This window comes from Streptococcus mitis (assembly GCF_946190325.1).
GTDB lineage: Bacteria > Bacillota > Bacilli > Lactobacillales > Streptococcaceae > Streptococcus > Streptococcus mitis_CF.
The window spans coordinates 513,270-534,328 of the sequence record NZ_CAMHZR010000001.1; the positions used below are offsets into that span (position 1 = coordinate 513,270).

The following is a 21,059-nucleotide window of genomic DNA, read 5'->3' on the forward strand; positions in this document are numbered from 1 at the left end:
GGTTTTCCAAGGATTTTGCAAAATTTTTCTTTCTCCGGAGTGACAATTTCAGAAGAGATTCTCTGCCTTTCTTCTCCATTTCATGATATAATAGGAGTATGATTACAATAGTTTTATTAATCCTAGCCTATCTGCTGGGTTCGATTCCATCTGGTCTCTGGATTGGACAAGTATTTTTTCAAATCAATCTGCGCGAACATGGTTCTGGTAACACTGGGACAACCAATACCTTCCGCATTTTAGGTAAAAAAGCTGGTATGGCGACCTTTGTGATTGACTTTTTCAAAGGAACTCTAGCAACGCTTCTTCCGATTATTTTTCATCTGCAAGGTGTTTCGCCTCTCATCTTTGGACTTTTGGCTGTTATTGGTCATACCTTCCCTATCTTTGCAGGATTTAAGGGTGGTAAGGCTGTCGCAACCAGTGCTGGTGTGATTTTCGGATTTGCGCCTATATTCTGCCTCTACCTTGCAGTTATTTTCTTTGGAACCCTCTATCTTGGTAGTATGATTTCACTGTCTAGTGTCACAGCATCTATCGCGGCTGTCATCGGGGTTCTACTCTTTCCGCTTTTTGGTTTTATCCTGAATCACTATGACCCTCTCTTCATCTCCATTATCCTAGCACTCGCTAGTTTAATTATCATTCGTCATAAGGATAATATCGCTCGCATCAAAAATAAAACTGAAAATTTGGTCCCTTGGGGATTGAACCTAACTCATCAACATCCAAAAAAATAAAACGTCAGTACATATTGTACTGACGTTTTTTGTATGCTTATTTTGATTTGATATAGTTAATACCATCTGCTTTTGGTGCGACTGCTTTTCCAAAGAAAGCTGCCAAGACAAGAATTGTCAAAACGTAAGGTGCGATTTGAAGGTAAACCGCAGGCACTCCTTGTAAGAATGGCAATTGAGATCCGATAACAGCCAAACTTTGTGAAAGTCCAAAGAAGAGACTAGAAAGCATGGCTCCGATTGGATTCCATTTCCCAAAGATCATCGCGGCAAGGGCGATAAATCCAGGTCCAACAATAGTTGTCACTGAGAAGTTAACTGAGATGGATTGAGCATAAATCGCTCCACCAATTCCACCTAGGAAACCTGAAATGATAACCCCTAAATATCTCATCTTGTAGACATTGATTCCCAAGGTATCCGCTGCTTGAGGATGTTCACCAACAGAGCGGAGACGGAGACCAAAGCGCGTTTTGAAGAGAATAAACCAAGCAAGGAACGAGAAGGCAATCGCCAAGTAACCAAGAAGGCTAGTTGACTTGAAGAAGATATCACCAATCACTGGGATATTTGCCAAGACTGGGAAGTCAAAGCGTCCAAAAGTCTGACTTAGGTTGTCGGTTTGTCCTTTGTTATAAAGAACTTTGACTAAGAAAACAGCCAAGGCTGGCGCCATCAAGTTCAATACCGTACCGCTGACAACATGGTCTGCACGGAAATGAACCGTCGCTGCTGCGTGAATGATAGAGAAGAGGCCTCCAACCAATCCTGCTACAAGCAAGGATAGCCATGGAGTTGCTGCTCCAAATTGTTCTGCAAATTCAAGGTTAAAGACAACTCCAGAAAAGGCACCCATAACCATAATTCCTTCAAGGCCGACGTTTACCACACCACCACGTTCAGAGAAAACACCACCGATACTTGTAAAGATGAGGGGGGCTGAGTAAATCAGCATAGAAGACACCAAGAGGGTGAGCAAGGTTGTAATAGACATCTTTACTTACCTCCTTTAACTTGTTTTTTCGGTTTGACAAAGCGTTCGATAAGGTAATGAACACTGACAAAGAAGATAATAGACGCTGTTACAATGCTGACAAGCTCAGATGGTACCTGCGCCGCATTCATACCAGGGGCTCCAACTTGGAGAACACCAAATAGGAAGGCTGCAAAGAGAATACCAATTGGTGAGTTGGCCGCAAGCAGACTAACTGCCATTCCGTTAAATCCGACAGCTAATGACGATCCCTGAACATAAACGTTCTGGAAGGTTCCCAGACCTTCAACAGCTCCACCAAGACCTGCCAAGGCACCTGAAATAATCATTGAAAGGATGATCGTTCTTTTTGCAGAAATACCAGCGTATTCTGATGCATGAGGATTAAGACCAACTGCACGAATTTCAAAACCAAGAGTTGTTTTCTTGAGCATGAACCAAATAACTGCAACTGCAATGATGGCAAAGAAAATACCAATATTCATCCGTGAATTACCAGTCAACTCAGCCAACCAAGGTGTCTGGTAGGTTGCATTAGCCCCAACACGAATGGTCGAATCTGTACTTTGCATGAAGTCTTTAGGAAAGGCATGGATAAAGGCATTCCCTACATACAAGACAATGTAGTTCATCATGATGGTTACGATAACCTCTGACGTCCCTAGATAGGCTCTAAGAATACCCGGAATGGCACCGACAATTCCACCAGCAATCAGGGCAATCACGATGGTTGCTAGAATCATCAAGGGACGTGGCATATCTGGATGAGATAAGGCAAACCAACCACTGAGAATCCAACCAGCCAAGGCCTGACCAGGAAGTCCGACGTTAAAGAAACCTGCACGACTGGCAACAGCAAAACCTAGACCAATCAAGACCAAAGGCCCCATAGCACGGAAGATTTCTCCAATCCCACGCAGGCTACCAAAGGCTGTATAGAACAATTCCTCGTAGCCCCAAATAGCATCATAACCGAAGATCCACATGACAATGGCTCCAAGTAAAATTCCAAGGAAGACAGAAATCAAGGGAACCGAAATTTGTTGTAATTTTTTAGACATCACTCTTCTCCTTTCCCAAGTTTCCACCAGCCATCAAGACACCAAGTTCTTGCTTATTGGTTGTTTCTGGTGATACAATACCTTGAATCTTACCATCATGGATAACGGCAATACGATCTGAGACGTTTAAAATCTCATCCAATTCAAAGCTGACAACAAGGACAGCCTTGCCATTATCACGCTCTTCAATCAAGCGTTTGTGGATATATTCAATGGCACCGACATCCAACCCACGAGTTGGCTGGCTGACGATAAGGAGATCCGGATCTCGATCAATTTCACGAGCAATAATTGCTTTTTGTTGATTTCCTCCTGAGAGTGCAGCTGCAGGAACAAATTCATTTGCAGCACGAACATCAAACTCTTCCATTAGCTTTTTAGCATAAGAGGTAATATTTGAATAGTTCAAAATTCCATTTTTACTATGTGGTTCTTTGTAGTAGGTTTGAAGAGCAATATTTTCAGAAATCATCATTTCCAAAATCAAGCCATCACGGTGACGGTCTTCTGGAACGTGCCCAACACTCAACTCGGTAATCTGACGTGGGTGCAAGCCTACAATTGAATCTCCTTTTAGCTCAATGCTACCAGATTCAACCTTGCGAAGGCCTGTGATGGCTTGAATCAGTTCAGACTGACCATTTCCATCAATCCCCGCAATACCAACAATCTCTCCAGCACGAACATCCAAGGACAGATTTTTCACAGCTGGGACACCGCGGTTTTCATTGACCACCAAGTCTTTAATAGACAAGACCACTTCTTTTGGTTGAGAGGCTTGTTTCTCTGTTTTAAAGGAAACAGAACGACCCACCATCATTTCTGCTAAATCAGCATTGGTAGCCCCTGCAATTTCGACGGTTTCAATTGATTTCCCACGACGGATAACTGTAACTCGGTCAGAAACTGCGCGAATCTCATCCAACTTATGGGTAATCAAGATAATTGATTTTCCTTCTTTGACAAGATTTTTCATAATAGCCATCAACTCATCAATTTCTGATGGAGTCAAAACGGCCGTTGGTTCGTCAAAGATAAGGATATCAGCCCCTCTATAAAGGGTTTTTAAAATTTCTACACGTTGTTGGGCTCCAACTGAGATATCTGCTACCTTGGCAGAAGGGTCAACCGCTAAGCCATAACGTTCAGAAAGAGCCTTGATTTCTTTGCTAGCTCCAGCGATATCTAATACACCATTTTTAGTTAATTCACTACCTAAAATGATGTTTTCAGCCACTGTGAAGGCTTCTACCAACATAAAATGCTGGTGAACCATTCCAATTCCCAAGCTAGCCGCTTTAGATGGTGAATCGAGGTTGACAACTTGACCGTTGACCACAATTTCACCACTGGTTGGTTCAAGAAGCCCTGCTAACATGTTCATGAGCGTGGACTTTCCAGCCCCATTTTCTCCTAAAAGTGCATGAATTTCACCTTTTCGTAGGTGCAGGTTGATTTTGTCGTTGGCAACAAATTCACCAAACACCTTGGTAATATCACGCATCTCAATGACATTTTCGTGTGCCATGTGCTCTTCCTTTCAGATTCTTATTTTATTTCAATAAAACTTGCTAGTTTGTCTAGTAGCAAGCTTTACTGAGACAAAATGACTTTGCCTCAACTCTTAAAAAAGCGGCCGAGGGCCGCTTCCTAAGAAATGACTTCCATCCATTATTTTTCAGGAACTTTTACGCTTCCATCAAGGATTTTAGCTTTTGCATCTTCAACAGCTTTTTTACCTTCTTCTGAAAGGTTTGTTACTGCCAAGTCAACCCCTTTATCTTTCAATGAGTAAACGATCACTTGACCGCCAGGGAATTCACCTTTTTCTGCCTTGTTAGCAATATCTTTTACAGTTGTACCAACTTGTTTCAAAGTAGATACAAGAACGAAGTTTGATTCTTTTCCATCTTTAGAAGTGTATTTGCCTTCTGCTACTTGGTCACGGTCAACACCAATAACCCAAACTTTTTCACTTTCAGAACGGCTTTCGTTGAGTGATTTTGCTTCTGCAAAGACACCAGCACCTGTTCCACCTGCTGCCTGGTAAACAACGTCTGCACCAGCTGCGTATTGTGCTGCTGCAATTGTTTTACCTTTAGCAGCATCACCAAATGAACCAGCATAGTCAACTTGTACTTTGATAGATGGGTCTACTGACTCAACACCAGCTTTAAATCCAGCTGCAAAACGTGAGATAACTTCAGATTCAATACCACCTACAAAACCAACTTGTTTTGTTTTAGTTGTTTTAGCTGCTGCAACACCTGCAAGGTAAGCAGCTTCATTATCAGCAAATGTTACGCTCGCAACATTCTTTTGATCTTTAATCACATCATCAATCAAGACATAGTTCAAGTCAGAGTGGTCTTTTGCTGCTTCTTCTACTGCATTGTGAAGGGCAAAACCAACACCGAAGATCAGGTTGTAACTTCCAGCCGCTTGTTGCAAGTTGTTAGCGTAGTCAGCTTCACTTGTTGATTGGAAGTAAGTGAAACCTTTATCTTTTGAAAGATTGTGTTCTTTACCCCAGTCTTGCAAACCTTCCCAAGCTGATTGGTTGAATGATTTGTCATCAACACCACCAGTATCAGTGACGATTGCTGCTTTTGTCTTCACATCAGAAGATGAAGCCGCGTTACGAGAAGAGCGGTTACCACATGCAGCAAGTCCAACTGCTGCCACTGCAACTAGACCAAGGCCTAGCCATTGTTTCTTGTTCATTACTGAACCTCCTAAATAAGATGTGCAACGATGTTGCAAGTATGGATTGGTTGGCCACAAGGACCGTGCCACTCAGAGAGCGACTCAGACTAGTTTAAGTCTGTAAAAGAGTATGGAAGTAATTCCCCGACCGTCATCTCGACCGTCGATTTATCTTTTGCGACTAAGGTCACTTTTAGATCTTGTTCAAAAAATTCAGCCATCACTTGGCGACAAGCACCACATGGTGAGATTGGTTTTTCAGTTTGTCCATAGACAATCAATTCTGAAAATTCTCTTTGGCCTTCAGAAACTGCTTTAAAAATCGCTGTACGCTCTCCGCAGTTGGTCAAAGAATAACTAGCATTCTCGATATTGACACCTGTATAAGTGCTACCATCTTTCGCCACTAAAACAGCTCCGACTGGAAAATGAGAATAGGGTACATAGGCTTTCTTGCTGGTTTCAATTGCTAGTTCAATCAACTCAGTAGTCGCCATCTGCCAATTCTCCTTTTAAAATGGCTACCCCAGCTGACGTTCCGATACGAGTCGCACCTGCTTCCACAAAGGCAAGAGCATCTGCACAAGAACGAGCTCCGCCAGCAGCCTTGACTCCCATATCAGGTCCAACTGTTTCACGCATTAACGTGACATCTGCTACCGTAGCACCACCAGTTGAAAAGCCAGTAGATGTTTTAACAAAATCAGCTCCAGCTTTTTGAGCTAATTGGCAAGCCACAACTTTTTCTTGGTCTGTCAGTAGGCAAGCTTCAATAATGACTTTCACTAACTTGTCACCACTTGCTTCTACTACTGCGCGAATATCCGACTCAACCAAATCAAGATTTCCTGATTTGAGGGCACCGACATTGATCACCATATCAATCTCATCTGCGCCATTTTGGATAGCTTCTTTAGTTTCAAACGCTTTCACGGCTGAAGTTGTTGCTCCCAAGGGGAAACCAACCACTGTACAGACCTTGACATCTGTACCTTCAAGCCCTTTTTTAGCATATCCAACCCAGGTCGGATTAACACAAACACTGGCAAAATCATACTCTCTAGCCTCAGACAACAAACAATCAATTTGTTTTTCTGTCGCATCTTGTTTTAAAAGCGTATGATCGATATATTTATTTAATTTCATATTCGGATTCTCCTGCGGTTTATGAGATTATTTCTATAATTTCTCGTAAACTTTGCACGCTATCATTTATTTTAACATATTTTTGAAAATCTGTAACTAGCTGAGGAGAATTTTTTCCATTTGTGTATACTTTTGCAACAATTTCTCCCTTTTGAACGGAATCTCCAACTTTCTTTTCAAAAACAATTCCAGTTTCATAGTCCAAATCATCAGTCTTGACTGCACGACCAGCACCCAGTCTCATAGCATAAAGGCCAAATTCCATGGCTGGAAGAGCTGAAATGACACCTGTTCCCTGGGCAGGAATATCCACCACATGGGCCACATTAACTGGACGATAGAGGTCTTCCAAGTCTCCACCTTGAGCTTGGACCATCTCCTCAAACTTAGCCAGCGCTTGGCCATTTTCAAGATGTTGGTGAACTTCTTCAACTGTCTTGTTTACATTTGCCAAACCAAGCATAATTTGAGCCAGCTCACAAATAAAGTGGGTAATATCCTGACGGCCTTGTCCTTGTAAAATCTCAAGTGCTTCAAGGATTTCCAGACGATTTCCAATCGCTCGTCCCAAGGGCTGGCTCATATCCGTAATCACTGCTACCGTCTTTCTACCAACTGCCTTACCAAGCTCCACCATGGTTTGAGCCAGTTCTCGCGCCTCATCAGCCGTCTTCATGAAAGCACCTTCACCGACAGTCACGTCAAGCAAAATAGCATCCGCTCCTGCCGCAATTTTCTTGCTCATCACCGAACTCGCAATCAAAGGAATCGTGTCGACAGTTGCGGTCACATCACGGAGAGCATAAAGAAGCTTGTCTGCTTTAACAAGCTGGTCTGCTTGCCCAATGACGGACACTCCAATATCCTGAACCTGACGAATAAAATCCTCTTGACTACGTTCTACTTGATAACCCTTAATGGACTCCAATTTATCAATTGTTCCGCCTGTATGGCCGAGACCACGACCACTCATTTTTGCCACAGGCACACCGAAGCTAGCAACAAGGGGAGCCAAAATCAAGGTCACCTTATCACCAACACCACCCGTAGAATGCTTGTCAACCTTAACCCCATCAATAGCTGATAAATCAAACTCTTGCCCTGTCTTGACCATCTTCATAGTTAGGTCAGAGATTTCTCGAGTCGTCATTCCTTTGAAATAAACAGCCATAGCAAAGGCAGACATCTGATAATCAGGGACAATTCCTGACACATAGCCTTCTACCAGCCATTCAATTTCACTCGAAGTCAGTTCTTGACCATCTCGTTTCTTTTGGATTAAATCAACTGCTCTCATTCTTTCACACTTCTAAGGATATAGTATCCCTTATCTTTTTTGACGATGTCACAATTACCAAACACATCTTCCATCTTAGACTTAGCACTTGGGGCCCCTTGTTTTTTCTGGATAACAATTGTTAAATCTCCACCAGTTTCCAAGAAATCTTTACTTTTCTCAATGATTTCATGAACCACTTGCTTGCCCGCACGGATAGGAGGATTGGAAATGACATGGTCAAAATGTCCTTCAACTTGTTCATAGATGTTGGACTGGAAAATCGTCGCTTCTACTTTATTTCGTTCAGCATTTTGTCGCGCCAAATCCAAGGCACGATTATTGATATCGACCATGGTCGCCTGAACTCCATAAACCTTAGCTAAGGACAAACCCAAAGGCCCGTAACCACAGCCTACATCAAGGACAGTCTCTCCTTGATTGACCTCAAGACACTTGAGCAAGAGTTGACTTCCAAAGTCAACCATTTTCTTGCTAAAAACACCCGCATCAGTCAAAAAGGTCATTTTTTGTCCCAACAAGTCCACTCTCAACTCATGAATGTCGTGAGCAGCGTCGGGATTTTCTGCATAATACATTTTACTCATGAAACTATTTTACCATAATTTAACGAAATATTAAATCGTTTCCAAGTAATTTGACAATACGATGTAGTTTGTCATTATTGTTTTAATCGAGAGAAACTTTTTCTATAAGATACTAGATGTTTTTAGTCCCAAAATATGCTATACTAAGATATCGAATCAGAAAGACAAACTTATGACCAACGAATTTTTACATTTTGAAAAAATCAGCCGCCAGACTTGGCAATCGTTACATCGAAAGACAACACCTCCTTTGACTGAAGAGGAATTAGAATCCATCAAGAGTTTTAATGACCAGATTAGTCTACAGGATGTTACCGATGTCTATCTTCCCCTAGCCCATCTCATCCAGATTTACAAACGGACCAAGGATGATTTGGCCTTCTCAAAAGGGATTTTCCTTCAACGCGAAAGCAAATCCCAGCCTTTTATCATTGGAGTTTCTGGGAGTGTGGCCGTTGGAAAATCCACAACCAGTCGCCTACTTCAAATCCTACTGTCCCGTACACTTACAGATGCTACGGTTGAGTTAGTAACAACTGACGGGTTTCTCTATCCCAACCAGACCTTGATTGAGCAAGGGATTCTAAATCGTAAGGGATTTCCTGAAAGCTATGATATGGAAGCTCTTCTCAACTTCTTGGACCACATCAAAAATGGACAAGATGTAGATATTCCTGTCTATTCTCATGAAGTCTACGACATCGTACCTGAGGAAAAACAAAGCGTCAAAGCTGCAGACTTTGTAATTGTTGAGGGGATTAATGTCTTTCAGAATCCACAAAATGAGCGCCTCTATATAACTGACTTCTTTGACTTTTCAATCTATGTTGATGCCTCAGTAGATGACATCGAGAGTTGGTATCTGGACCGTTTCTTGAAAATGCTGAGCCTTGCCCAAAACGACCCTGATAGCTACTATTATCGTTTTACACAAATGCCAATCGGGGAAGTGGAATCCTTTGCCCATCAGGTCTGGACCAGTATCAATCTCACAAATCTACAAAATTATATTGAACCAACCAGAAACCGTGCGGAAGTGATTCTTCATAAAACAAAGAATCATGAAATCGATGAAATTTACTTAAAAAAATAATTTTCCCTTGTCAAAACGTAAGTTTTCAGATATAATGGTATAGTTAGTAAATATGGAGGTAAGAACATTGGCAAACATTAAATCAGCTATCAAACGTGCTGAATTGAACGTTAAACAAAACGAAAAGAACTCAGCTCAAAAATCAGCTATGCGTACTGCTATCAAAGCTTTCGAAGCAAACCCATCTGAAGAACTTTTCCGTGCTGCTAGCTCAGCTATCGATAAAGCAGAAACTAAAGGTTTGATTCACAAAAACAAAGCAAGCCGCGACAAAGCTCGTCTTTCAGCTAAACTTGCTAAATAAGAAACAGTCCATAGAGGCTGTTTTTTTGTCCTCAAATAGGAAAAGGTAGAAAATGAAAATCGCAATTATCGGATATTCTGGTGCTGGTAAGTCAACTCTAGCAGAAAAGTTGTCTCACTACTACTCCATCCCAAAACTTCACATGGACACACTCCAATTTCAACCTGGTTGGCAAGACAGTGACCGCGGATGGATGTTGACCGAGATGAAAAATTTTCTCACAAAGAATGAATCTTGGGTCATCGATGGAAATTATTCTTGGTGCTATTACGAAGAAAGAATGCAGGAAGCTGACCAAATTATCTTTCTCAACTTTTCACCATGGACTTGTCTATTTCGGGCTTTTAAACGTTATCTCAAATACCGAGGCAAGGTCAGAGAAAGTATGGCAGCTGGTTGTCCAGAACAATTTAATTGGGAGTTTATCAGATGGATTCTCTGGGACGGACGAAGCAAATCCGCTAAGGAACGCTACAAGTGGGTTCAAGAAACCTATCCAGATAAAATTGTCATCCTTAGGTCTCAAAAGGAGATGGATTACTTTATAAAGACTCACGAAAACAAGAAGAAAAACTAACGTGGATAACGTTAGTACTATTTGGAAGACAAAGATACTTTTTGGTGTCTATTTTTTCCAAAATATTTTCTTCATTATTTACCAATCTATCCTATCTAAAACTCTGAATTCGATAAAAATAAAAAGGGATATTCATTGTCCCTTTTATCAATTTTGAGATCTTGAATATAAAAGGATAATATAGCACTAGTGCCCCATACTTATAGTCTCGATAACTCATAAAATAATCAATTCACAATTGATTCTCTGGGCAGAGATAATAAGATCATAATCAAAATTACTAGGTCTCAAATCCACTCTACTCATTTAAAACGAGTATAAGAGGAGATGGAAACTATACTTTGCTTTAATAAATAATGGGCTATGGAATGGTTATTATAACCTTAATCTGAAAAAATAAAGGTTTCAGCTACTAAAAATGTGCAAGAAAAGCCTGATTTCATACACTCTTTCACCTTTGTTACTATAGGCTCGGACCCAGTTATACTTAGCCCCAAGTAATTTCCAATTGATAGCTGGCAAAGGGATGTCCCTCTTGGTTTTGTAGCTGATAATCTAGTTCAATCTTTTGCCCATCAACTTGATAATGGCTCGTTTGGATGATAAACTCCTGCATGCCCATAGGTGTAGGAATATAGGCTAAACTATTGCTATCCTTTAGAAAGCGCATAATGGTCTTGGGATTGGAAAAACGACTCATCACCAGCTCTTGACCATGAAATTTAATCACTACTTTTTCCTTTTCCTCATTATAGAAAAGCAGGTAGCTATAATCTCCTTTTTCATGCACTTCCACGTCATAAAGTTGGTCAATCACTTCCAACTGCTCATCAAACTGAATCGTATTTCGCATCCGAATCTTCACATCAGGTCCTCTTTCTTGTCTCTTGTCCTACTATTTTACCAAAAACTCTAGCTTTTTGCTATAATGGTCATATGAACGAAAAAGTATTCCGTGACCCAGTTCACAACTACATCCATGTCAATAATCAAATCATCTATGACTTGATTAATACAAAAGAATTTCAGCGTTTGCGTCGTATCAAACAACTGGGAACTTCCAGTTATACCTTCCACGGTGGAGAACACAGTCGCTTCTCTCATTGTCTTGGAGTCTATGAGATTGCTCGTCGCATCACAGAGATTTTTGAAGAAAAATATCCTAAGGAATGGAATCCTGCCGAGTCTCTCTTGACCATGACAGCTGCTCTCCTACATGACCTTGGACATGGTGCCTACTCCCATACTTTTGAACATCTCTTTGATACAGACCATGAAGCCATTACTCAGGAGATTATCCAAAGTCCTGAAACGGAGATTCACCAAGTCCTGCTACAAGTGGCGCCAGATTTTCCAGAAAAGGTAGCCAGTGTCATTGACCATACCTATCCTAACAAGCAGGTCGTGCAACTCATTTCCAGTCAGATTGATGCGGACCGCATGGACTATCTCTTGCGTGACTCCTATTTTACGGGAGCTTCCTATGGGGAATTTGACCTGACTCGGATCCTCCGAGTCATTCGTCCTGTCGAAAATGGTATCGCCTTTCAGCGCAATGGCATGCACGCCATCGAAGACTACGTCCTCAGTCGCTACCAGATGTACATGCAGGTTTATTTCCACCCAGCAACACGCGCTATGGAAGTTCTCCTACAGAATCTCCTCAAGCGCGCCAAGGAACTCTATCCTACGGATAAAGACTTCTTTGCACGAACTTCTCCACATCTCCTGCCTTTCTTTGAAAAAAATGTGACCTTGTCTGATTATCTGGCTCTGGATGATGGTGTAATGAATACCTACTTCCAGCTCTGGATGACCAGTCCTGATAAGATTCTTGCAGACTTGTCGCAACGTTTTGTCAACCGTAAGGTCTTTAAATCCATCACATTTTCACAAGAAGACCAAAACCAACTTGCCAGCATGAGAAAATTGGTTGAGGACATTGGCTTTGATCCCGACTACTATACTGCCATTCATAAGAACTTTGACCTCCCTTATGATATCTATCGTCCCGAATCTGAAAATCCTCGGACACAGATTGAGATTTTACAGAAAAATGGTCAACTGGCGGAACTCTCTAGCCTGTCTCCTATCGTTCAATCCCTTGCTGGTAGTCGCCACGGAGATAATCGTTTCTATTTTCCAAAAGAAATGTTAGACCAAAACAGCATCTTCGCAAGTATCACCCAGCAATTTTTACACTTGATTGAGAACGATCATTTTACCCCAAATAAAAACTAGAAGAGGAAATTTATGAGTATTAAACTAATCGCCGTCGATATTGACGGTACCCTAGTCAATAGCCAAAAGGAAATCACACCTGAAGTTTTTTCTGCCATCCAAGATGCCAAAGAAGCTGGTGTCAAAGTCGTGATTGCAACTGGCCGCCCCATCGCAGGTGTTGCCAAACTTCTGGACGACCTGCAGTTGAGAGACGAGGGTGACTATGTGGTAACTTTCAACGGTGCCCTTGTCCAAGAAACTGCGACCGGCCATGAGATTATCAGCGAATCCTTGACTTATGAGGATTATCTGGATATGGAATTCCTCAGTCGTAAGCTCGGTGTCCACATGCATGCCATTACCAAGGACGGTATCTACACTGCAAATCGCAATATCGGAAAATATACAGTGCACGAATCAACCCTCGTCAGCATGCCTATTTTCTACCGAACTCCTGAAGAAATGGCTGATAAAGAAATCGTCAAGTGTATGTTTATTGATGAACCAGAGATTCTCGATGCTGCGATTGAAAAAATCCCAGCAGAATTTTACGAACGCTACTCTATCAACAAGTCTGCTCCTTTCTACCTCGAACTCCTTAAAAAGAATGTAAACAAAGGTTCAGCCATCACTCACCTAGCTGAAAAACTCAGATTGACCAAAGATGAAACCATGGCTATCGGAGACGAAGAAAATGACCGTGCCATGCTGGAAGTCGTTGGAAACCCCGTTGTCATGGAAAATGGAAATCCAGAAATCAAAAAAATCGCCAAATACATCACCAAAACAAATGACGAATCTGGCGTTGCCCATGCCATCCGTACATGGGTACTGTAAGAAGATAAGAATAGACGAAACCCGCTCAGCAGAGCGGGTTTTTATATAAGTTAAACAATTGTTAATATTATCTAAATGTACAGTTACTTAAATCTTGAGAGTACAAAAACCTCCTTTTTTCTCCCAGTAAACGAGCGAGGGTTGTACAGTTACTTAAATCTTGAGAGTACAAAAACGCTCGCAAGACCTTTGAACCTCTCGGAAGAGTTGTACAGTTACTTAAATCTTGAGAGTACAAAAACCGGTGAATATAAAGATATTAATCCGGATAAGTTGTACAGTTACTTAAATCTTGAGAGTACAAAAACAAATCAATAATATCTGGTTTTGTTTCTGTCGTTGTACAGTTACTTAAATCTTGAGAGTACAAAAACATACTTGCCTTTTGAAATTCCAGATGTAGGTTGTACAGTTACTTAAATCTTGAGAGTACAAAAACTCCCAAATTTATCAAGTCAAAATAGGCGACGTTGTACAGTTACTTAAATCTTGAGAGTACAAAAACTGTCGGTTTACCGCTCCTTTTTCAAAAAATGTTGTACAGTTACTTAAATCTTGAGAGTACAAAAACTTTATCAGACAAAATAAAAAGTGATACCGAGTTGTACAGTTACTTAAATCTTGAGAGTACAAAAACAATTCATAGTAGGACATTAAATCAATTGGAGTTGTACAGTTACTTAAATCTTGAGAGTACAAAAACATCCTGAAAGACCGTCATATCCAGATATAGGTTGTACAGTTACTTAAATCTTGAGAGTACAAAAACCAGATTTTCTACGACCCCAACGCATACCTTGTTGTACAGTTACTTAAATCTTGAGAGTACAAAAACTGGAGGGGGATACTCCTTACTATATTACAGGTTGTACAGTTACTTAAATCTTGAGAGTACAAAAACCGACTTGAAAAGAGAAGTGATTAGAGGCTAGTTGTACAGTTACTTAAATCTTGAGAGTACAAAAACGTAGCATTATAGATACCAAAGTCTCCTGCGGTTGTACAGTTACTTAAATCTTGAGAGTACAAAAACCAGCAAAAGAGTTATTCAATCATTCCACGAGTTGTACAGTTACTTAAATCTTGAGAGTACAAAAACTGATGGATTGAGAGTTATTGTTGAATACCTGTTGTACAGTTACTTAAATCTTGAGAGTACAAAAACAGCATGGCTTTTCAAAAGAATTGTTTCCAGGTTGTACAGTTACTTAAATCTTGAGAGTACAAAAACCAATTGTTACGCCATCTTCATTTTTCCATGGTTGTACAGTTACTTAAATCTTGAGAGTACAAAAACCTCAAATTCGTCAATTTTGATTTTTGTTCCCTCAAAAACATTATAAAGCCTTAAATCTCACTCGTCAATACTATTCTTCCAAATATTTCAATAACATTGGATTGATTGATTCAATACAGAATTTTATTTTCATTTTGTACTGATACAAATTATTCAAAATTTTTAATGCTACTTGATCTTCTACAGATAAACTCATGTGGAGAATGTCCGAGCTAAATAAATAGGATCCAATTTTTCTTAAAGAAGTTAAAAATTCTTGTTCATCAGGCATTTGATTTATTGGATACTGATTGGTAAAGCGATCATACATAAATTCTAGAGAATAAAAATGATCAACATAATCGGAAACAATATTGATTTCCTCTAAAACTTCTTTCGTGACATGAAGATAACCTTCATTGGAAGGAAATAAAACAATATATAATGAATCGCTATGATTAGTCAGAAACTCCATTTTCTCGCAACATTCAACAAAATCATTATAGGATAGAAAATCGTCCAAATTTCGTAAGACAAGCAAAAACTTTTCAGAACTGTTTGTCGCCATAACTTCTAACATGGAAAGAAATAATAAAAACTTTATCTTATTATCTACAAATTCAAATGAAATATTTTTATCATTTGTTCCAAAGTATGGTAAAAAATTCTTTTGAATCAATTGATCCGTATTAAAATATTTTGCTTCAGTATGATAGATAATGTCATCTAATTGAAGATTCAACTTCTGATTCAATTGAAGTGAAATCCTATCTAGATTGTCATTGATATTTTCAATTTGCTCCATTATCTCAATAGAAGTAATTTTTTTCTTTAGATAACCATAAGCTACTGTCCCTTTTTTATATTCCATTTGTTCAATCAAATCATTGATATTGGATATTTGAATAACACTAAATTCTGAACGGGAAACAACTGTATCATCTATCAGTATTTTAGGCTCATTTTGTTCAAATAGAACTAAATCTTCCTCACTATATTTTTTTCCTCCAAAATACCATAATAGTATCTGCCAAATATAATACTTTAGTTGCTGATCTTGTCCCACAACTTGAGTAAATTGACCAAAACTTAATGAAATATTATCCTTGTATGGATGACTAATGTTCATTTTCATATAACTACCAACTTATTATCGCTGACTACTTCTTCTTGCTTTGTTTTTCCACCAATTATTAAAACCATTTCAGAAAATTGTTTTTCAGTCACAGCTAGCAAACGGACATTCCCACTTGGTAAATTACTCTGACTTAATTTTTTATAGAATTTACTAGCAAAACTTCGATTAGGACAGGTTCTATAATAAACAGAAAACTGCAACATTTCAAAGCCGTTTGCGATTAAGTCTTTCCGAAAATTACGATAGACTCTTTTTTCTTGATTTGTTTCCATTGGTAGATCAAAAAAACACAATAATCTCAATGCTTCATACCTCATTTCTTTAGCTCCATTCTACACTTGACACCATTGGACAGTAAAATTTGCTAGTATCCTTATCAGAGATACATTTTAGAAAGCCTTTGACATACTTATCCATTGCTACCGTTACAGAACAGGTTTCTTTACCGTAACGAATCTTTGCATTTAATGTATCTGTTAGCGCCAAGCGAAACTCGTACTTCAAATACTCTTCATCTCGTAAATTTTGATAGACCCAGACATCGATAATCTGCCGAAAAGGTTCCATTAGATCATCAACCAAGTTAAATTGATTATATTCATTCTTATGAAAAATTCCTATTAAGGGATTTAACCCATACCCAGAAATAATACGTGCCATCTGCGCTCTCATGATTGCATAACCATAATTTAGGCCAGCATTGATAACATCCGTTTCCTGTTGTGTAAGACGTACGAATTTCTTTCCAAATAATTCATTGAAATAAACTTTTGCAGCATGGCCTTCACGATTGGTTTTATCTCCATATTCAATATGGTCTTTATAGTCTGCTAATAATTGAATGCAATCAATATTTTTCTCAAACATTGCAAGAACATCTTGCTGATTGTTTATTTTAAAATAGGTTACTATTTGCCATAATTTATCTTTTTGCTCCTGCGTCCACAATAATTGCTCCTGTAATTTTTTATAGGCTCTAAAATGGCCATTTTGAGAATGGTAAATTCCTGTAGGCAAATGCTCATTATCACAGACAATCAAGGCAATATTATACTTACTTAAAGCACTTAATAATCTTAAAGTTACAACAGTCTCCCCTCCTTCTGCCACAATAATAGAAATATCACTAAGTGGGATAACATATTCTTGACCCATTTTTTTAATTAGAAGATTATCTAACTTCAATTTCATTTTTTCACTCTGACAGACATGCACAATTCTCCAAGTCATCGTATTTTCCTCTTTCACAAAACGAAAACACCCCGCCATATATGACAGGGTGTTGAATTCGGCATGAAGCCTTATCTTTGTAGCTTCTGCAAGATTTAAGTAACTGTGCAAGGCGTCCCTTACAGTTACTATTATAATACATTGTAAAAGCATTTGCAACTCTTTTTAAAATAATTTTAAAATTTGAGTTTTGGTTTTTCACCCTCTTTTGTGATGAAATGTTTATTACCTAAAACATCTGTTTTAACTTTAAAAATGGAGATATTTGATTTATTTAATCCTTTCAAACATTGTCCTCCTTTTGCAACATTTCCAAAGATTGTTATCAATGGCTGGTTACCATCAAATTTGGCTTTATCATAAGGTTTTAGTTCTACATAATGTTTCACATTTGGCATTGTTCTAGATAAGAATCTAAAAATCTGTTTCTCGTTATTTTTCGTATCCTTAATTAAAAGCAAGTCATTTTTATATAAGGTAAATTTGAATTCTGACTGCTCGCCCACTCCTTCTTTTTCTTTAATCTCATTATATTTATCAATAGTTATAGAATAAGTCCCGGTCTTCTTTTCAAATTGTAAATCTGCATATTTTAATCCAAGCAACTCATACTTCTCCGTCTGATGATTAAAATAGACATCTGTTCTCCAAGGATTTAATTGACGTAGGATTACTTTATTTTTACTATTAGAAGGAGTTATGTTAATAAATGATTCAGGAATATTTTTATCATAATATTTTAGACTTTTAATCTCTGGTCCATTGCCTTTTTTACTGTACTTACGGATTGGTCCATTTTCTTGTCTATATTTCTCAAAAGGATTGCAAGGAACTTCTTTATTCTTCTCATTAAATTCTTTTGATGAATAAGTTCTTAGAATCTCTTCAATTACCTTTTCAAACGTCTGAGGATCTTTGTGATACATTAAGAATTTACTCTTATCTTTATTGTAAATTTTAATAAAAGCATCATACCCTGCTTGGCTATAAATATCTTTAATCTTACCTAAAACATAAGTTTCTTCAGACTTATCTTTATCCAATTTCACTTTTCTGGTTGCATAAATGGTTGCATCTGAAATTTTTCTATTATATTTTGAATCCACTTGATAAGAAAATAGGATGCTATCTTCAAATTTCTTGCTACTTAATGTATCAACAAAATGGGCGTAAGGTGCTTTAAATACTAATTCTTTGTATTTATCATCAGTTAACGAAATAATTTCGCCTGTCTCTGAATCAACAAATTGATCCTCTTTATAAGAAATTAGGGGATTAGCTTGTTTTTTCCATAACCTTAATTGACTTGAAGCAGCAATAATTAAAGCATCCACAGCATGATGGTGATATGTTTCACGAGATTTTTCAAGTCCCCACTTTCTTCTTAGCTGAGAGGTAAATTGCCCACGTACTACCGAAATAGTTGTATCGAATTTATGCGCTTTATAAAAATCTTGTAAAGTATTTAGAACAACTCGAGAAGAATATCGAGTATCAACTAAATTCCGTTCGATAAACTTCTGCTTCACTTCAATTTTACTAATGTCTTCTTCCGTTAAAAGGTAATCTTTCTTTTTATTACCTAATAATTTAGAATCTTTTACATATGATTTAAACTCACGATATGACCAAGCATCATCCATACTGTCTAATGCCTGAAACGGTGTTCGCTGCCCCTTCTCCTGGTTTGCTGTAGCTAGAACCAATACTTTATTAGATAGACTATCATCAAACGATAAAGATAGAGGTAAAATATGATCAATTTCGTACTTGTACTGATTGTGAATTAAATCTGAAATTGGAATATTCTTCCCAGTATAGAGACACTTCTCTCCCTGCTGGTGCCATAAACGAATCTTAGTAGCCAATTCCTTATGCCCATGAAAAATACTATCTGGTAACTCTTTTTTCCCATTGTATTGGAATGCAGCCTTTTCCATAGCAGCATTTTTCTCATCATGGTTTGCCTTTTGACGTTTTATATAATCTTTCTTAGCATCTTCTTCGTTATTTTCTCGCGCCATTTCGATAACAATATTATCAAAGATACCATATTTTTTAGTTGCTTCGTTGATTATCTTTATGGCCTGTCTGACAGATTTTGCTACCACAGGATTATAGATTTCTTCTGTTACTTCTTTTTCATCAATATACTTAGTTCTTTTTGATGTTTCTTTAAATTTTTGTTTACCCAATCGTGTTAGAATTGCCATCTGCTCTTCTGAAGTTTCATAGAGTTCTGGTATCAACTCCATCATGAGTTTAAGAGAAAAATTATGCCATCCCTTACTAAATAGACTACTATTATTTTTTCTAAATTGAACCAATTCAAGTATTTGGTCTTGACTAAATACATCCATTAACTTTGTATTAATCGCTTCTTCTATACCTTCTCGTTCAGTATTTAGAGTTAAAATATGAGCAAGCTCATCTAGAACTTCTCTAGAAAATTCTCCAACTGGAATTGTTTCTAGCGACTGCATTTTTCGATAGACTTCAAAAGTGTGCATTTCAGGTTTATTGTTTACATCAACACGATAACCACGTATCTGATCTACTGAAGCATCAATCATTTTAGCAATGTATTTCAATAAGGTTGAAGCCCCTAATGTTTTCGCCGACTTCGCATATTCAACGATTGTTTTCTTTTGTTCCTCACTCAGTTTCTTGGTCTCTGTAGGAACTGTTAAATTATTTAAATCATTTAGCAAATTAAACTCTTGAGCAGTATAGGAAGCTTTTGAAGCCCTGTATTCATTCGGATAAAATGTACATTTACCAATTAAAATACCAAAAATATTATCTAACGTCGTACCGTCTGTTCTGAAACGTCCATAATCCGTCCGAGATTTTTCATTACCTGGCCCATGATAGTATTTTCTTTTCTCTGTAAGGATTTTTAAGTAATCTTCTATAAACTTATCCGTGATCTGATTATTAAATTCTTGCTGTTTTCTAAGAATTCGTTCAGCCTCTTTTCTATAAGCAGATGTTGAAAAAACGTTAATTAATCGGTGCTTATCGCCTTTTTCTTCAACAGTAAAATCTCCCCTTACTTGACCATATTTTTCAAAACGCTCTAGTTGGATTTGACCAGGTGTTTGTTCAGCAAGTAATTTTCTATTTTCCTCAACTGCCTTACCGTAATCAGACGATACTGCACCACCATTCTCAGAAGCATCATCTAAATAGCTAATCCCACGTCTCTTAACTATATTCTTTAATGCAATAAACAACTCTTCGGTTGTTAATGGATTATCCAATCCTTGTACACGAAGCCGATAAGGATTTAGATTAATGGACACCTTGGAAAAATCAGTTAGTAAATCATAATCTTCAAATAAATCATGAAGTCGAGCACCACGATGTTTTTTTCTGCGATTCAATCGTCTAGCCTGTCTACTGTTTCTTCTTTCAACATTATTATCAGCAGTTGTAGCTGGGAAAATCCGAGAATTCGTATGGATAATCTCACCAGTATCTTTATTTAGAATACCTACACCTACTGATCCAATACCAATATCCAAACCTAAAACTAAACCGTTCATAATCAAACTCCTAACTAATTATCATATTAATTAAATTTTACCCTTTACTTCCTAAAAAATCAAATCATTATAAGCAATTACTAAAAATCTTTTACTATTATATAATTATATAAAAATTCCCCCATCTCCTTCATTCATGAAAAAACAAAAAAGCGTAATCTAACGCTTTAGGAGTTCTATTTTAACTTGAATGATTTCTACATAAAAATCAATAATTTATATGCCCCCTGCAGGAATCGAACCTGCAACTACTCCTTAGGAGGGAGTTGTTATATCCATTGAACTAAGGGAGCTAGAGAAAA

General features: G+C 38.2%; 19 protein-coding genes, 1 tRNA gene and 1 CRISPR repeat array. Of the genes, 6 read left to right on the forward strand and 14 right to left on the reverse strand.

The window, feature by feature from the left end; translation table 11 throughout:
• The first annotated feature begins 98 nt into the window (after positions 1 to 98).
• Positions 99 to 740 carry a glycerol-3-phosphate 1-O-acyltransferase PlsY gene (gene plsY, locus N8M95_RS02510; protein WP_261116548.1) on the forward strand — a complete coding sequence of 214 codons (642 nt, stop codon included), beginning with the start codon at positions 99 to 101 and terminating at the stop codon, positions 738 to 740.
• A gap of 37 nt (positions 741 to 777) precedes the next feature.
• On the opposite strand, the gene N8M95_RS02515 is transcribed toward plsY, so the two are convergent.
• From N8M95_RS02515 to N8M95_RS02550, 8 genes are all read right to left on the reverse strand, one after another.
• Positions 778 to 1,734 carry an ABC transporter permease gene (locus N8M95_RS02515; protein ID WP_000029124.1) on the reverse strand — a complete coding sequence of 319 codons (957 nt, stop codon included), beginning with the start codon at positions 1,732 to 1,734 and terminating at the stop codon, positions 778 to 780.
• Between the two features lie 2 nt (positions 1,735 to 1,736).
• Positions 1,737 to 2,795: an ABC transporter permease gene (locus N8M95_RS02520; protein ID WP_050390200.1), complete on the reverse strand. Its 1,059-nt coding sequence runs from the start codon at positions 2,793 to 2,795 to the stop codon at positions 1,737 to 1,739.
• On the reverse strand, positions 2,788 to 4,323 hold the full coding sequence (locus N8M95_RS02525; protein ID WP_261052511.1) for an ABC transporter ATP-binding protein: 1,536 nt from the start codon (positions 4,321 to 4,323) through the stop codon (positions 2,788 to 2,790). The genes N8M95_RS02520 and N8M95_RS02525 overlap by 8 nt, the downstream gene beginning before the upstream one ends.
• Before the next feature lie 143 nt (positions 4,324 to 4,466).
• Positions 4,467 to 5,519, reverse strand: coding sequence for a BMP family lipoprotein (locus tag N8M95_RS02530; RefSeq protein WP_001036137.1), 1,053 nt, complete (start codon positions 5,517 to 5,519; stop codon positions 4,467 to 4,469).
• A gap of 89 nt (positions 5,520 to 5,608) precedes the next feature.
• The gene (locus N8M95_RS02535) at positions 5,609 to 5,998 is read right to left on the reverse strand and encodes a cytidine deaminase (protein WP_094753725.1); all 390 of its coding nucleotides are present in this window, start codon (positions 5,996 to 5,998) and stop codon (positions 5,609 to 5,611) included.
• Positions 5,985 to 6,647, reverse strand: a complete 663-nt coding sequence (deoC, locus tag N8M95_RS02540) for a deoxyribose-phosphate aldolase (RefSeq protein ID WP_261116549.1) — start codon at positions 6,645 to 6,647, stop codon at positions 5,985 to 5,987. The genes N8M95_RS02535 and deoC overlap by 14 nt, the downstream gene beginning before the upstream one ends.
• A 19-nt stretch (positions 6,648 to 6,666) precedes the next feature.
• Positions 6,667 to 7,944 (reverse strand): pyrimidine-nucleoside phosphorylase, encoded by a 1,278-nt coding sequence (locus N8M95_RS02545; protein WP_261116550.1) that lies wholly within the window; start codon positions 7,942 to 7,944, stop codon positions 6,667 to 6,669.
• Positions 7,941 to 8,531: a class I SAM-dependent methyltransferase gene (locus N8M95_RS02550; RefSeq protein ID WP_314725958.1), complete on the reverse strand. Its 591-nt coding sequence runs from the start codon at positions 8,529 to 8,531 to the stop codon at positions 7,941 to 7,943. The genes N8M95_RS02545 and N8M95_RS02550 overlap by 4 nt, the downstream gene beginning before the upstream one ends.
• Before the next feature lie 172 nt (positions 8,532 to 8,703).
• Between N8M95_RS02550 and coaA the strand changes: the two genes are divergently transcribed.
• From coaA to N8M95_RS02565, 3 genes are all read left to right on the forward strand, one after another.
• Positions 8,704 to 9,624, forward strand: a complete 921-nt coding sequence (gene coaA / locus N8M95_RS02555; RefSeq protein ID WP_120164238.1) for a type I pantothenate kinase — start codon at positions 8,704 to 8,706, stop codon at positions 9,622 to 9,624.
• Positions 9,625 to 9,691: 67 nt separating this feature from the next.
• On the forward strand, positions 9,692 to 9,928 hold the full coding sequence (gene rpsT, locus N8M95_RS02560; RefSeq protein ID WP_001274000.1) for a 30S ribosomal protein S20: 237 nt from the start codon (positions 9,692 to 9,694) through the stop codon (positions 9,926 to 9,928).
• Between the two features lie 52 nt (positions 9,929 to 9,980).
• Positions 9,981 to 10,505 carry a DNA topology modulation protein gene (locus N8M95_RS02565; protein ID WP_061864064.1) on the forward strand — a complete coding sequence of 175 codons (525 nt, stop codon included), beginning with the start codon at positions 9,981 to 9,983 and terminating at the stop codon, positions 10,503 to 10,505.
• Between the two features lie 487 nt (positions 10,506 to 10,992).
• Here the strand turns inward: N8M95_RS02565 and N8M95_RS02570 are convergent, their stop codons facing one another.
• A complete protein-coding gene (locus N8M95_RS02570; RefSeq protein WP_134973868.1) occupies positions 10,993 to 11,370 on the reverse strand; it encodes a YwiB family protein in 378 nt (125 codons plus the stop codon).
• Between the two features lie 71 nt (positions 11,371 to 11,441).
• Here N8M95_RS02570 and N8M95_RS02575 point away from each other — a divergent pair, with 71 nt between their 5' ends.
• Together N8M95_RS02575 and yidA are read left to right on the forward strand one after the other, a co-directional pair.
• Positions 11,442 to 12,746, forward strand: a complete 1,305-nt coding sequence (locus tag N8M95_RS02575; protein ID WP_261116551.1) for an HD domain-containing protein — start codon at positions 11,442 to 11,444, stop codon at positions 12,744 to 12,746.
• Positions 12,747 to 12,758: 12 nt separating this feature from the next.
• A complete protein-coding gene (gene yidA / locus N8M95_RS02580) occupies positions 12,759 to 13,565 on the forward strand; it encodes a sugar-phosphatase (protein ID WP_020902345.1) in 807 nt (268 codons plus the stop codon).
• 74 nt (positions 13,566 to 13,639) lie between these two features.
• Positions 13,640 to 14,862: direct repeats of the CRISPR family, unit length 36 nt; unit sequence GTTGTACAGTTACTTAAATCTTGAGAGTACAAAAAC.
• 70 nt (positions 14,863 to 14,932) lie between these two features.
• Here the strand turns inward: yidA and csn2-St are convergent.
• The 5 genes from csn2-St to N8M95_RS02605 all read right to left on the reverse strand — a co-directional run bounded on the left by csn2-St (position 14,933) and on the right by N8M95_RS02605 (position 21,050).
• Positions 14,933 to 15,976 carry a CRISPR-associated protein Csn2-St gene (csn2-St, locus tag N8M95_RS02585; RefSeq protein ID WP_033681977.1) on the reverse strand — a complete coding sequence of 348 codons (1,044 nt, stop codon included), beginning with the start codon at positions 15,974 to 15,976 and terminating at the stop codon, positions 14,933 to 14,935.
• Complete coding sequence (gene cas2, locus N8M95_RS02590) at positions 15,973 to 16,296, reverse strand: CRISPR-associated endonuclease Cas2 (protein WP_001268300.1); 324 nt, start codon at positions 16,294 to 16,296, stop codon at positions 15,973 to 15,975. Before cas2 ends, csn2-St begins: the two co-directional genes overlap by 4 nt.
• A gap of 4 nt (positions 16,297 to 16,300) precedes the next feature.
• A complete protein-coding gene (cas1, locus tag N8M95_RS02595; RefSeq protein WP_031237777.1) occupies positions 16,301 to 17,209 on the reverse strand; it encodes a type II CRISPR-associated endonuclease Cas1 in 909 nt (302 codons plus the stop codon).
• 176 nt (positions 17,210 to 17,385) lie between these two features.
• Positions 17,386 to 20,757: a type II CRISPR RNA-guided endonuclease Cas9 gene (cas9, locus tag N8M95_RS02600; RefSeq protein WP_261116552.1), complete on the reverse strand. Its 3,372-nt coding sequence runs from the start codon at positions 20,755 to 20,757 to the stop codon at positions 17,386 to 17,388.
• 221 nt (positions 20,758 to 20,978) lie between these two features.
• Positions 20,979 to 21,050: transfer RNA gene (locus tag N8M95_RS02605), tRNA-Arg, on the reverse strand.
• Between the last annotated feature and the right edge of the window lie 9 nt (positions 21,051 to 21,059).